The sequence below is a fragment of the Serratia sp. OS31 genome, assembly GCF_014164835.1.
GTDB lineage: Bacteria > Pseudomonadota > Gammaproteobacteria > Enterobacterales > Enterobacteriaceae > Serratia > Serratia liquefaciens_A.
On the sequence record NZ_JACJFQ010000001.1, the window covers coordinates 230,195 to 244,330 of the forward strand.

The 14,136-nt window shown below is 57.6% G+C and carries 9 protein-coding genes; 7 read left to right on the forward strand and 2 right to left on the reverse strand.

All coding sequences use genetic code 11. The annotated features are described in order from the left end of the window. The first annotated feature begins 12 nt into the window (after positions 1-12). The 7 genes from pyrI to H5P17_RS01085 all read left to right on the forward strand — a co-directional run bounded on the left by pyrI (position 13) and on the right by H5P17_RS01085 (position 8,410). On the forward strand, positions 13-477 hold the full coding sequence (gene pyrI, locus H5P17_RS01055; RefSeq protein WP_020825003.1) for an aspartate carbamoyltransferase regulatory subunit: 465 nt from the start codon (positions 13-15) through the stop codon (positions 475-477). 157 nt (positions 478-634) lie between these two features. Then, positions 635-1,021, forward strand: a complete 387-nt coding sequence (gene ridA / locus H5P17_RS01060; RefSeq protein WP_044554008.1) for a 2-iminobutanoate/2-iminopropanoate deaminase — start codon at positions 635-637, stop codon at positions 1,019-1,021. A gap of 207 nt (positions 1,022-1,228) precedes the next feature. Next, positions 1,229-4,210 (forward strand): non-ribosomal peptide synthetase, encoded by a 2,982-nt coding sequence (locus tag H5P17_RS01065; protein ID WP_182820861.1) that lies wholly within the window; start codon positions 1,229-1,231, stop codon positions 4,208-4,210. 245 nt (positions 4,211-4,455) lie between these two features. Then, the gene (locus H5P17_RS01070) at positions 4,456-5,892 is read left to right on the forward strand and encodes a circularly permuted type 2 ATP-grasp protein (protein WP_182821000.1); all 1,437 of its coding nucleotides are present in this window, start codon (positions 4,456-4,458) and stop codon (positions 5,890-5,892) included. Then, positions 5,886-6,815: an alpha-E domain-containing protein gene (locus tag H5P17_RS01075; protein WP_044554006.1), complete on the forward strand. Its 930-nt coding sequence runs from the start codon at positions 5,886-5,888 to the stop codon at positions 6,813-6,815. The genes H5P17_RS01070 and H5P17_RS01075 overlap by 7 nt, the downstream gene beginning before the upstream one ends. Next, the gene (locus tag H5P17_RS01080; RefSeq protein ID WP_182820863.1) at positions 6,812-7,606 is read left to right on the forward strand and encodes a transglutaminase family protein; all 795 of its coding nucleotides are present in this window, start codon (positions 6,812-6,814) and stop codon (positions 7,604-7,606) included. The genes H5P17_RS01075 and H5P17_RS01080 overlap by 4 nt, the downstream gene beginning before the upstream one ends. Positions 7,607-7,681: 75 nt before the next feature. Further along, entirely contained in the window at positions 7,682-8,410 is a 729-nt protein-coding gene (locus H5P17_RS01085; protein ID WP_182820865.1) for a proteasome-type protease, read from the forward strand. Positions 8,411-8,539: 129 nt separating this feature from the next. On the opposite strand, the gene H5P17_RS01090 is transcribed toward H5P17_RS01085, so the two are convergent. Both H5P17_RS01090 and mgtA read right to left on the reverse strand, forming a co-directional pair. Then, positions 8,540-10,933, reverse strand: coding sequence for a beta-N-acetylhexosaminidase (locus H5P17_RS01090; RefSeq protein ID WP_182820867.1), 2,394 nt, complete (start codon positions 10,931-10,933; stop codon positions 8,540-8,542). 145 nt (positions 10,934-11,078) lie between these two features. Beyond that, positions 11,079-13,787: a magnesium-translocating P-type ATPase gene (gene mgtA / locus H5P17_RS01095; RefSeq protein WP_182820869.1), complete on the reverse strand. Its 2,709-nt coding sequence runs from the start codon at positions 13,785-13,787 to the stop codon at positions 11,079-11,081. Positions 13,788-14,136 lie beyond the last annotated feature (349 nt).

A 14,136-nucleotide genomic window follows, 5' to 3' on the forward strand; every position in this document is an offset into this window, starting at 1 on the left:
GGGGGAACCGTTATGACTCACGATAACAAACTGCAGGTTGAAGCGATCAAGTGCGGCACGGTGATTGACCATATTCCAGCACAGATCGGGTTTAAGCTGCTGACGCTGTTCAAGCTGACCGCCACCGACCAGCGCATCACCATCGGCCTGAACCTGCCTTCCAACGAGCTGGGCCGTAAAGACCTGATCAAAATCGAAAACACCTTCCTGACGGAGCAACAGGCCAACCAACTGGCCATGTACGCGCCGAAAGCCACGGTTAACCGCATCGACAATTATGAAGTGGTGCGCAAACTGACCCTCAGCCTGCCGGATCACATCGACGGCGTGCTGACCTGCCCGAACAGCAACTGCATCAGCCGCAGCGAACCGGTGTCTTCCAGCTTTAGCGTGAAATCACGCGACGGCGACGTACACCTGAAATGCCGCTACTGCGAAAAAGAGTTCGAGCATCAGGTGGTCTTGCAGGCGGACTGAGTTCGGCCGGCTGCCGGGAGATGAGGCTGTTATTCTCCCGGTGACTGCCTATAATGGGAACCCCGTAGGGGCACCGAATACCGGGCCCGACGCTACGGAGAGCCACGCAGCCCACCGCGCTGCGATTTGAAAGACGAAGGGTATATCAGGAGAAAAAATGTCACGTAACATCAGCACTGAACTCGCCCCGGCAGCCATTGGTCCTTACGTGCAGGGCGTTGATCTGGGCAGCATGATCATCACTTCCGGCCAGATCCCGGTCGATCCGAAAACCGGCGCCGTTGCCGACGACGTTGCCGCTCAGGCTCGCCAGTCGCTGGAAAACGTTAAAGCGATCGTTGAAGCCGCCGGCCTGAAAGTGGCCGATATCGTGAAAACCACGGTTTTCGTGAAAGATCTGAACGACTTCGCTACCGTTAACGCCGCTTATGAAGCTTTCTTCACCGAGCACAGCGCGCCGTTCCCGGCCCGTTCCTGCGTTGAAGTGGCCCGTCTGCCGAAAGACGTGAAAATCGAAATCGAAGCCATCGCCGTTCGTCGCTAATACCGCGACCTCGCGCCCAACGGTCAGCCCAGGCTGGCCGTTTTTATTTTTAGTATTTTTATTATTTCAATTATTTTATAACGATAGACCTATCCTCCACACATTTACAATTCCGCATTAAAAATACGTCTATAATTATTTTCGCCCGGCCAGGCTATGATTTCTTGTGATTTATTAACCAGACTAATTATCTCAGGAGAATATCCCATGGCTCAAAGCATATTGGATTATTTTATCCAACAGGTCACTTATTCCCCCGAAGCACTGGCGATCGTCAGTGACGATCAACGTATTACCTACCGACAGTTAAATGAAGCCAGCAACCAACTCTGCGGTCAGTTGCAACGGCAGGGCGTTAGCCCCGGTGACAACGTGCCATTAGTCGCGCTGCGCACGCCGGAATTGCTGATAGGTATCCTGGCGATTATCAAAGCTGGAGCAAGTTATATTCCCATCGATGCCCGATATCCTGAAAAAAGAATTCTGGATATTGTCAGACAAAGCGGGTCAAAAGTAATCATATTGAGTAACTTATCAATTACTTTTGAAATAAACAACCCCGATGTAAAAATCATTGCCATTGATAATATTACATCAGATAAACTGGTGCCTTTTGAATTAATAAATCCCAAGAGTGATGCAACGGCTTATATTATTTTCACCTCTGGCACTACCGGCAAGCCCAAGGGAGTGATGATTGAACATCATTCACTGTTGAATATTATTCTCTGGCATAACCAAAAATTCGCCATGAGCCATGAAAGCCGTTCCACGCTGATAGCCGGTATCGGCTTTGATGTGGCCCAGTGGGAAATCTGGGCAGCATTGCTCAGCGGCGGCACGCTGTATTTGCCGCAAGAAGAGACCCGACTGCAGCCCTCTGCCCTGCTCAACTTCTTCGCAGACCACCAGATCACCCATGCATTCGTGCCCACGGTGTTGGTGGCTGAAATCGTCGGAGCGCCACAGCCAGAAAACCTGGCGCTGCGCTACCTGTTTACCGCCGGGGAAAAACTCAACCCGATCGATCTCCGTGGAGTGAGTTACCCCTTGGTGGATTACTACGGCCCCACTGAAGCGACCATCTTCGCCACTTGGAATCGGGTCACTTGTGCAACACAAAACTCGGCCGCGACTATCGGTCGACCGGTGGCAGACACCGATATTTTCATTCTCGACGATCATCTGCAACCGGTGAGTGGCCAACAGGCTGGCGAGCTTTATATCAGTGGCCGTTGCCTGGCTCGTGGTTACCTGAATGACCCACAGCTCACCGCAGAAAAGTTTATTACCCCGGTGCATTTTGCCGGTAAACGCCTCTACCGCAGCGGCGATCGGGCACGCTGGCTACCGGATCAACGCATTCAATATCTTGGGCGTCTAGACGACCAGATCAAAATCCGCGGTAACCGCGTGGAACTGGGCGAAATAGAAAGCGTTATGGTGCAGGTTGCGGGAGTGAAGGCGGCTGTCGCTATCGCCATCCAACCCCAGGATCCTGCAAACAAACAGATTGTGGCGTTTCTGGCGGCTGACAATGACGACGGAGAGTTGGTCGAACGTGTGAAGCAGCAGCTGAAAGAAATGTTACCTTCATACTTCCTGCCCGCCAGCTTCCTGGTGATGGAACGCATGCCGATCAATGCCAATGGTAAAACCGATAAGGCCGCGCTGTTGGCCCTTTCCCGCACGGATCAGTCTCCGACAGCAGAGACGCTGACCGGCAGCCGGGAGATCATTGCCGCTATTTGGAGCCAGGTATTGGGGACGACGAATATCCGCGCCGAAGACAACTTTTTCGACATCGGCGGCCATTCACTGCTGGCAGCAAAGCTGGCGACGGCCATCGATAACAAAATCGGAGTCAAAGTCTATGTGCGCGATATTTATGAATATCCGACGATAAACCGTCTGTCGCAGGCGCTGGATGAACGCAGCGGCCATGCACTGCCGACGGTGGACAGCGAACCGGTACGTGCTCTGCAAGACGACGTTTGGCTGCCTGCAGATATCACCATCAACCCGGATTATGATGTGCGACAGGTCAGCGACCCCAAAGCCATTTTGCTCACCGGCGCCACCGGATTTGTCGGTGCGCATCTGCTGGCAGAGTTGCTCGTCACAACCCGTGCCGAGTTGTATTGCCTGGTGCGGCAGCGCAGCCGGATATCCCCGCAGCAACGACTCAACGAGATCCTGAATCGCTATCAGATTACTTTATCCGCCGAGCAGTACGCGCGCGTCCATCTGATCCCCGGCGACGTGGCCGAACACGATTTCGCCCTGTCACCTGAGCACTTCCGTGAACTCAGCCAGCGGATCGATATCATTTATCATTCGGCGAGTGCGGTGAACTTTATCCAGCCCTATTCTTATATGAAACGCGATAATGTGCAGGGTCTGCGCGAAATCATTCGTTTTGCCGCGTACCGACGCACCAAACCACTGATGTTGATGTCGACGATTTCGGTCTACAGCTGGGGGCACTTGCATACCGGCAAACGGGTGATGCTGGAAAGTGACGACATAGATCAGAACCTGCCGGCGGTGATCACCGATATCGGCTACGTCCGCAGCAAATGGGTAATGGAGAAAATTGCCGATCTGGCGGCATCGCAAGGCTTGCCGCTAATGACCTTCCGTCTGGGGTACGCCACCTTCCACAGCCGAACCGGCGTCAGCGCCAGCTACCAATGGTGGGGACGGCTAGTCAAAACCTGTATCACCAGCGGCACCCTGCCGGTGTTGCAAGACCTGCGCGAGGGCCTGACGACGGTGGACTATATGACCCAATCCATTGCCCATATCACTCGCAACCCTCAGGCGTTAGGGAAGAAATTCAACCTGATCCACCAGCACCAGAATAACCTGACGCTGCAAGCCTTCTTCAGCCTGCTGGAGCGCGAGTGTGGCCACCGTTTCCGACAGCTGCCTTTCGACCAATGGCGAGCACAGTGGGAACACGACGCTAATGCACCGCTCTACCCGTTGCTCAGCCTGTTCAGGGACAATATGGTGAATGGGCAATCGACAGTGCAGCTCTACCAAAATACCTACCAATGGGATTGCAGCAACCTGCAGCATTTCCTGCGGCACAGCGGGATCGAAGAACCGCGGTTTACCCGGCAAATGCTACTGAATTATCTGCGGCAGTCTATCGGCACTTCGCAGCAAGCATTGCAGGTATAAATGCCAGGGCGGGTCATCAGGGCCCGCCAGCGTCCTTTGCCCGGTGAGTTGCGCCATCACTGCTCATAGCCAACCCACACACGCCGCGGTTTTGCCCCGTTTTAAGGCAGCGTCCGCTTTGGTTGCACCCAAAGCGGGCCATTTCCTGCCGCGAGCCGGCGTTTTCGCGCCATTTTCGCCCCTTTATCACCTTGGCACATTTTATGCTGGTTCTGTATACAGCCTGCAATGTCGACGAGGTGATGATGCTAAATATCGATCTGTCTGCTTCACCGTTTTTTGATGAGATGCTTCTGGCTGAGGGTAAGCACCGGGGTCACTACGAGGCTTACTGGCATTGGCTGCAACAGGCTGACCAAAAGGCCGTTCAACGCAAGAGGGAAGAGGCTGCACTGCTGTTTCACCGGGTGGGAATTACCTTTAACGTTTATGGCGAGGATGACGGCGCTGAGCGTTTGATTCCGTTCGACAGCGTACCGCGCATCATACCCGCCGGCGAATGGGCGATGCTCGATCGCGGTATCCGCCAGCGTGTCCAGGCGCTTAACGCCTTTCTGCACGATATTTACCATCAACAACACATTCTGAAAGCCGGGATCATTCCGGCGGAGCAGGTGCTGGCCAACGACCAATATCAACCCTGCATGCAAGGGGTAGATCTGCACCGCAATATTTACGCGCACATTGTTGGCGTGGATATGGTGCGCAACGGTGACGGCCAGTATTACGTGCTGGAAGACAACCTGCGCACCCCGTCCGGCGTTTCCTATATGCTGGAAAACCGCAAAATGATGATGCGCCTGTACCCGGAGCTGTTCGCTCAGCAACGCATCGCGCCGGTGGAGCGCTACCCGTCGCACCTGCTGCAAACCCTGCGTGAAAGCTCGCCGATTAACGATCCCACCGTGGTGGTGCTGACGCCGGGCCGCTTCAACAGCGCCTACTTCGAACACAGTTTCCTGGCGCAGCAGATGGGGGTTGAACTGGTGGAAAGCGCCGATCTGTTCGTCAAGGACGGGGCGGTCTTTATGCGCACCACCGCCGGGCCTTGCAAGGTGGATGTGATCTACCGCCGGGTGGACGACGCCTTCCTCGATCCGCTGGCGTTCCGTCCGGATTCGATGCTCGGCGTGCCGGGGCTGCTGTCGGTATACCGTGCCGGCAACGTGGTGCTGGCCAACGCCATCGGCACCGGCGTGGCCGACGACAAGTCAATTTATCCGTACGTGCCGGACATGGTGCGTTTCTACCTGCAGGAAGAGCCGATCCTCAATAACGTGCCTACCTGGCAATGCCGCCACAAGAATGAACTGTCGTACGTGCTGGCGAACCTGGAACAGATGGTGGTGAAGGAGGTGCACGGCGCCGGTGGCTACGGCATGCTGATCGGCCCGGCGGCGACCAAGGACCAAATCGCTCACTTCCGCAGCCTGCTGCTGGCCAAGCCGCATAACTACATTGCGCAAAATACGCTGGCGCTGTCGACCTGCCCGACCTTCGTCAACGACGGCCTGGCGCCGCGACATATCGATTTGCGGCCGTTCGCCCTCAGCGGCGCGGAAATCCGCCTGGTGCCCGGCGGCCTGACGCGCGTGGCGCTGGCGCAAGGCTCGCTGGTGGTCAACTCGTCGCAAGGCGGGGGAACCAAGGATACCTGGGTGTTGGAGGACGACGCATGCTGAGCCGAACTGCCAGTGAACTCTATTGGATGGCCCGCTACCTGGAGCGGGCGGAAAGCATCGCCCGGGTGCTCGACGTCACCAACAAGCTGTCGATGATGCCGATCCGCGACAGCGAGGATCAGGATCTGCAGGTACCGCTCAATCTGACCAGTACCGGGCAGCTGTATGCCGCCGCCTACCCCGACCTGACGATGGCCAATCTGGTGAGCTTTTTTGCGCTCGACAGCCGCAACCACAGCAGTATTTACAGCTGTCTGCAGATGGGCTGGAACAACGCCCATGCGGTGCGCGGCAGCCTGTCTTCCGAGGTCTGGGAATGCATCAACGCCACCTGGATCGAAATGAAGCTGATCCGCCGTCAGGGCATAGGGTCGGTGGGCGCGGATGGCTTTTTCGACTGGGTGAAGGAACGTTCTCACCTGTTTCGCGGCGCGATGTTCGGCACCTTGCTGCGCAGCGACGCCATGTGCTTTATCCGCCTCGGCACCCTGCTGGAGCGTGCTGACGGCACTGCCCGTCTGTTAGGGGTCAAGAACTCGCTGATGGACAGCGACGGCGATCCGGTGCGCGAGTATTACCGCATGGACACGCTGTTGCGGGCAGTGAGCGCACGCGAAGCCTACCACAGCATCTACAAGCAGCAGCTCAGTCGGGACACCATTGCCGAACTGATGATCCTGCGTAATGAAATCCCCCGCTCCCTGCTGGCCTGCGTCGGCGATATGGTGCAGCAACTGGAGCAAATTGGCGGCAACAGTGCCAATCAACCGCGCCGGCTGGCGCATACGCTGCACGCCGAGCTGCGCTTTAGCAGCATGAAAGACCTGAACAAGGTCGGGCTGAATGACTGGCTGGACGCGTTTCTCGGCCAGATTGGCGGCATCGCGGAGAGCATCCATCACACTTATCTGGAGGCGCAATGAAACTGAACATTGAGCACAACACCCACTACACCTATGCCCAGCAGGTGCAGCGCAGCACTCAGTACCTGCGCCTGACGCCGCAGGATTCGGAACACCAGCGCATCATTTCATGGCAGTTGACGCTGCCGGAAGATGCGGTGTGTACCACCGATGCCTTTGGCAACGTGCTGCACGTGCTGACGCTGGATCACCCGCATCAGGCCATCACCATTCAGGCCCACGGCGTGGTGGAGATTGAAGATGGCGCAGAGGATCAGGTGATGGGGCACTTGTCGCCGCTGGTGTTCCTGCGCCACAGCCCGCTGACCCAACCCGACAGCGCGATCCAGGCATTCGCCCTGCGCTACTACCAACCGCAGGCGGTGCTGGACGGGCTGGAAAATCTGATGGGCGAGCTGTTGCTCAAAATGCCGTACACCCCGGGCTCGACCAGCGTCACCGACAGCGCGGCCCAGGCATTCGCGACCGGCACCGGCGTCTGTCAGGATCATACCCACGTATTTTTGGCCTGTTGCCGCAGCCTGAACATTCCGGCGCGCTATGTCAGCGGCTATCTTTACAGCGAGGATTCCGCCCACGTCGCCACTCACGCCTGGGCCGAAGCCTGGGTCGACGACCGCTGGCACAGCTTTGACGTCACCAACAATACCCGCCTGCCGAATCAACACCTTAAGCTGGCGGTGGGCATCGACTATCTCGACGCCTGCCCGGTACGCGGGATGCGGCTCGGCGGCGGCTGCGAGAACATGCAGACCATCGCCGAAGTGCAGATGATGCCAACCGGCCAGTAGCCTCTTGCCGAAAACCAGGGTTTACGGCACGCTGGCGGTTGGCGGCGTGCCAGTATCGTTTTGAGGGATTGTGGTATGACCTATTGTGTGGCCATGCGCTTGTCTTCCGGGCTGGTCTTTGCTTCAGATTCGCGCACCAATGCCGGCGTGGATCATATTTCCACCTTCCGCAAACTGCATGTGTTTCAGCAGGACGGTGAACGCATGCTGGTGTTGCAAAGCGCCGGTAACCTGGCGACTACCCAGAGCATCATCAGCCTGTTGCAGCGCCGCAGCAAAGATCCCGAACGCATGAACCTGCTGAACGCCCCGAGCATGTACGAAGCCGCCACGCTGGTGGGCGAAACGGTGCGGGAAGTGATCCAACGCGACAGCGAAGCCCAGCAAAGCGGCAGCACGACCGACTTCAGCTGCAGCCTGCTGCTCGGCGGCCAGATCTGCGGTGAAGAGATGCGGCTATTCCATATTTACCCGCAGGGCAATTTTATCGAGGCCACCCGCGATACGCCCTATTTCCAGATTGGCGAAAGCAAATACGGCAAACCGATTATCGATCGGGTACTGACCTACGACACCCCGCTGGAACAGGCGATGCAGTGTGCGCTGATCTCTCTGGATTCTACGCTGCGCAGTAACCTGTCGGTCGGCCTGCCGCTGGACGTGATGATCTACCCGCGCGACAGCTTTAGCAGTGCGCAGCAGTACCGCATCACCGAAGATCACCCGCATTTTAGCGCCATCCGTAAAGGCTGGGGCGAAGGGCTGGTCAGTATTTTCAAACAGTTGCCGCCGTTGCAACTGTAGGTCTGAAGGCTCAGCATGCTGAGCCCCTACATATGCTGAGCCTCTACACATGCAGAACACCTACACATGCAGAACCCCTACACATGCAGAACCCCTACGCGTGCAGAACCCCATACATGCTGACTTACCTCACTCGATAGCGCTGGCGCGCAGAAGCGCTTCCAGCGGATAGACCGCCGCAATCACCACTTCGTCCCGTATCTGCGCCGCCGCGTCCAGTTGCAGCTGTATTTGCGCCGCTTCTGGCTTGCTCAGCGGTTTGCCCTGTTGATAATGCTCCAGCAGCATCAGTCCCAGCGTGGAGAGCGCGCCGACATCCTGCGCCACCGGTGCCAGGTCCTGCATCACCCGGTTACCGGCAATCACCGTTTTTACCGGCGCGGTATTGAGCTGCCAGCGTTGTAAACGCTCGCGCAACGCCTGCGCTGCCGCCCGGTCGTTACGGTCCTTCACCAAGGCCGCAACCTGCATACCCATCTCGCGCACCGCGTTGCTTTCCGCCGGCAGTGCGTCGGCAAAACGGTTCAGCGGTTCGAACTGGTGATAGTTACCGGCTTTGAATTTCAGATGCTGTCGGGTGTAGTACTGTCCGGGCTCCACCGCTTCGGCCAGGATTTGCAGCGGTGCTATCGTCACGCTGTTTGCCAACCGGGTGAACTCGCGTGCGGTTTCCGCATGCTGTTGCAACCCCACCGATACCACCGACCAGGCGTCGACTGCCGCCAGCCTGCGGTACATATTATTTTCATCGGTCACGTCCTGCGCCGACCACAAGCGCTCCGCCACCGCGAACCCACGCGGCCAGAGTTTGAGATCGAGGATCGGCGCCCTGATATTTTCCGCCCACAGCGCCGCCTCGCCGCCGAGAATATTGGCCTGCTGTTTGGTCTCCGGCACCACCGGCATCTTGCCCACCGGGATCGCCGTAAGCTTGCTGCCGGTGGTCGGGTAACGCACGTTGCCCACCAGCGTATAACCGCTGAGCTGATCCTGGCTCAGGGTGAACACCGGGCGGGTGTCCCCCATCCAGCTGTCGAGCCGGAAGCTCACCTGCTGCGGGGAACGCCAGACGATATCGTGCAGCGCACGGCGAGATTTGCCGTTGAAATCGATAAAACCCCGCCAGCCCTGCTTGCCTTCAATCAGGGTAAAACTGCCTTCTACCGCGCTGCCCTTCAGCCGTGGCATGCTGAACTGCCAGCTTTGTGCCTTTTCATCCGGCTGCACCTCAGTGTCGACGCCCAGCGGCTGCGGCAGGATCTCATTGCGATAGTGGTAGGCGGCGCTTTGCGGTTGATCGAGGTAAAAGCCGGTAGACAAAATGCCCTGGTACCCGTCCTGCGCGCTGGCCCCAAGCGAGTCCTGCCCTTGCCATGACTGGATGACAATGCTGCGCGGCAGTGACGGATGATAGATCTCGTCCCACCCCACCATCTGGCGCTGGTGCTGCTCGAGGATTTTCTCCAGCTTCTGATTGAAATAGGCCTGCAGAGCATGGGTGTCCGCCAACGAGTGCTGCTGCATAAAGGCCTGAATGGTTTTGGATTGCTTCCACTGGCTGGCATCAACCTCATCACCACCGATATGCAAATAGGGATCGGGGAAGATTGCTGCCAGTTCACCGATGATAGCGTCAACAAACCGATAAACTTCATCGCGGGTCGGATCCAGCGTCGGCAGGTGCACGCCCCATTTACGCTCCATCGAATACGGACCAGGCGCGCTCATCAACTCCGGGTAGGCCACGGCGATGCTGGAAGCATGCCCAGGCAGATCGATTTCCGGCACCACACGAATACCGCGCGCTGTGGCATAGGCCACGACCTGTTGCATCTGCTCGCGGGTGTAGAACCGGCCGTCGCTGGCCTGCTGCTGCAGTTTAGGATAGCGCTCAGAAGCAAAGCGCCAGCCCTGATCGTCGGTCAGGTGCCAGTGAAACACGTTGAGTTTGGCCGCCGCCATGCCGTCGAGCTGACGCAGAATATCCGCCAATGGCAGGAAATGACGTGCCGAATCCAGCAGCACGCCGCGCCACGGGAAACGCGGTACGTCGGTAATGTTCACCAACGGCAGGAAAGTGTTCTGCCCGTCGGTCTGCACCAATTGCAGCAGGGTTTCCATGCCGCGCAACGCGCCGAAACGGGTATTGGCTGTCAGCGCTACCCCCTGCGGCGTCACCGCCAATTTATAGCTTTCATCGCTCCCCGGCAGCGGCTGCGCCGCCACCTTATCTTTGATATTCACCTTAATGACCACGCCCGTGGCTTTTTCTGCCTGTGGCGCCAGGGTCCAGCCGGTTTGCAGCTCAATACGTTGGCGCCAGCGCTGCAGCGCATCGCCCAAATCGTCGCCCTGCAGGCTAATCGACAAACGCTGATCCAGCACCAGCTTGCCCGCCGGCTGAGTCAGTTCAACCTGCTGCGGCCAGGGCATCAGCGGCAGATCGCCGGCCGGCTGCGCCAGCGCGCCCAGGGAAAGCAATAACGATGAAGCCAGTAGCGTATAACGCAGGGGTCGGTGCATCAGAAATTCCTCAGAGGAAAAAGATCAATAAAAACAGCGAAGCTGTAAATAAAGACTGAGCACAGGACAGATGTCCAACGGCGAAGGTGAAAAGCCGGGTTGGATCACAGATGCCCCTCTTCCGGACGAAAGAGGGGCGCAGCGGTTACTGCCAGCCGTAACGACGCACAAACCAGCCTTTCACGCACTGGGTCAGCACCATATAGCCAGTCAGGATCAACACCAGCCAAGGGAAATAGCCGAGCGGCAATGCCTGCAGCTGCAGGAAACCGGCCAACGGCGAGAAGGTCAGGCCGATGCCGGTAACGATGACCAGCAGGGTCATCATGCACAACGGCCATGAAGGACGGCTCTGGATAAACGGAATTTTGCGCGTGCGGATCATATGCACAATCAGCGTTTGCGACAGCAACCCTTCCACGAACCAGCCGGACTGGAACAGCGTCTGCATTTCAGGCGTATTGGCCTTGAAAACCCACCACATCAGGCTGAAGGTCAGCACGTCGAAGATCGAGCTGATCGGCCCGAAGAACACCATAAAGCGCCCAATATCGCCGGAGTTCCAACGTTGCGGCTGAGTAATCTGATCGTCGTCGACGTTGTCGAACGGAATGGCGATCTGTGAAATGTCATACATCAGGTTCTGGATCAACAGGTGCAGCGGCAACATCGGCAGGAAAGGCAAAAAAGCGCTGGCGATCAACACACTGAAGACGTTGCCGAAATTGGAGCTGGCGGTCATCTTGATGTACTTGAGCATATTGGCAAAAGTACGACGTCCCTCGATAACCCCCTGCTCCAGCACCATCAGGCTTTTTTCCAGCAGGATGATGTCCGCCGCTTCCTTGGCGATATCCACGGCGGAATCCACCGAAATACCGATATCGGCGGCGCGCAGAGCGGGCGCATCGTTGATGCCGTCCCCCATAAAGCCGACCACGTGGCCCTGCTGGCGCAATAGCTTGACGATGCGTTCCTTATGCAGCGGCGTCAGCTTGGCGAACACCGTGGTACGCGCCGCGGCCTGCGCCAGCTGTTCGTCGTTCATCTGTTCGATTTCGCTGCCGCGCAATATATGATCCGCCGCCAGCCCGACGTCTTTGCACACCTTGGCCGCCACCAGCTCATTGTCACCGGTGAGGATCTTCACCGTGACACCGCTGTTTTTCAGCGCCGCCAGCGCCGGCGCCGTGCTCTCTTTAGGCGGATCGAGGAAGGCTACATAACCCTCGAGGATCAAATCCGACTCGTCGGCCACGCTGTATTCATGAGCCTGCGCCGGCAAGATCTTGTTGGCCACCGCCACTACGCGCAGCCCTTGCTGGTTGAGATCGTCGGTGATGCGCCGAATGCGCGCCAACAGCGCCTCGCTGAGCGGGATCACCTCATCTTCCTGCCGCACATGGCTGCAAATTGCCAGCATCTCCTCCAGCGCGCCCTTGCAGATCAGCTCGTGATATTGCGCGTCTTTGGCCACCACCACCGACATACGACGCCGTTCAAAATCAAACGGGATCTCATCCACCTTACGGTAATGCTGCAGCGCATCCGGCTGTTGGTTCTGTTCCGCGCAGCTCAGCACCGCCACGTCGAGCAGGTTTTTCAATCCGGTCTGGTAGAAGCTGTTCAGCCAGGCGTAATGCAGTACCCGATCGCTGGCGGCACCGAACACGTCGGTGTGACGCTCCAGCACGATTTTATCCTGGGTCAGGGTACCGGTTTTATCGGTACACAAAACGTCCATGGCGCCAAAGTTTTGGATTGCATCCAGACGTTTGACGATCACTTTCTGCCTGGAGAGTTTCACCGCCCCTTTGGCCAGCGTCGAAGTGACGATCATCGGCAGCATTTCCGGAGTCAGCCCCACCGCCACCGACAGCGCGAACAGCGCCGCTTCCCACCAATCCCCCTTGGTGTAGCCGTTGATCAACAAAACGATCGGCGTCATCACCAGCATAAAACGGATCAGCAGCCAGCTAACCCTGCTGATGCCGGTCTGGAAGGCGTTCGGCTGTTCATCCTGGCTGATAACCCGCTGTGCCAATTGGCCGAAGTAGGTGCCGCCGCCGGTCCCGATCACCATTGCCAGCGCGGTGCCGCTGACCACGTTGGTGCCCATAAAGCACAGATTTTGGCACTCCAGCGGATCTTCTGCCTGTTCACGCTGCTCGGCGGTTTTCTCTACCGGCAGAGACTCGCCGGTCAACGCCGCCTGGCTGATAAACAGATCCTTGGCCGACAACACGCGCAGATCCGCCGGGATCATATCTCCTGCTGCCAGCTTAATGATGTCACCCGGCACCAGTTGAGAGATCGGCAATTCAAGGTGTTCGCTTTTACCGGACAATGCGTCGCTGCGGATCACCGTGGCGGTGTTGCTGACCATCGCCTTCAGCGCGTCCGCCGCCCGATTGGATCGCGCTTCCTGAATGAAGTTCAGCAACGTGGAGATCACCACCATCAGTGCGATCACCAGCGCGCCAGTCAGATCTTCCGTCGCATAAGAAATCATGCCGAGTGCGGTCAGCAGCAGGTTGAACGGGTTGCGATAGCAGTGCCACAGGTGCTGCCACCAGGCTTCTTTTTGCTGATCGTCGATGACGTTCTCACCGCAGCGTTCGCGCACCCGCTCAGCCTCATGAGCGGTGATACCTTCCGGGTGGCTGTGAAAACGCAGATACAGATCGGTGACGTCGGCAGCGGCGCATTCCATGCGCTGCTGAGCCAAACCGGCGGGCAACCCTTGCGCTTTGCCGCCAAGGCTGTCCAACAGGCTATCGCGGTGCACCAAACGGCGCGGTAAATTGCGGCTGAGCATGCCCAACAGCTGACGGGGAATATTTTTCAGTTTCATTATTTTGCACCTCGTCGCCCATTGCCTCCCGGCAGCGGGTGAACGCGGAATTGCTCCCTGCCGGGCTTTTGGATGCGCCAAAAAGCCTCTGCCGGGGCAGATCCTGGTTTTTTTAAAAGCAGCTGGAGCGAACGACGGGCGTGCGCTACCGGTTACCGTTTACTTCACCGGTAAAACAGCAGCGCAAAGCGAGCAGGTTTTACCGGATCACCGAGTGGGTGTCTAACGGGGTCGGATCGGGATCCATACGGGTGATAACCTCCGGTAAATAAAAAGATCAAACGACAAGAGCGGCCGTTCAGCGCAGTGCGTAAATCCCTGCATAGCGTCAAGATCCGTTGCGGAAAAT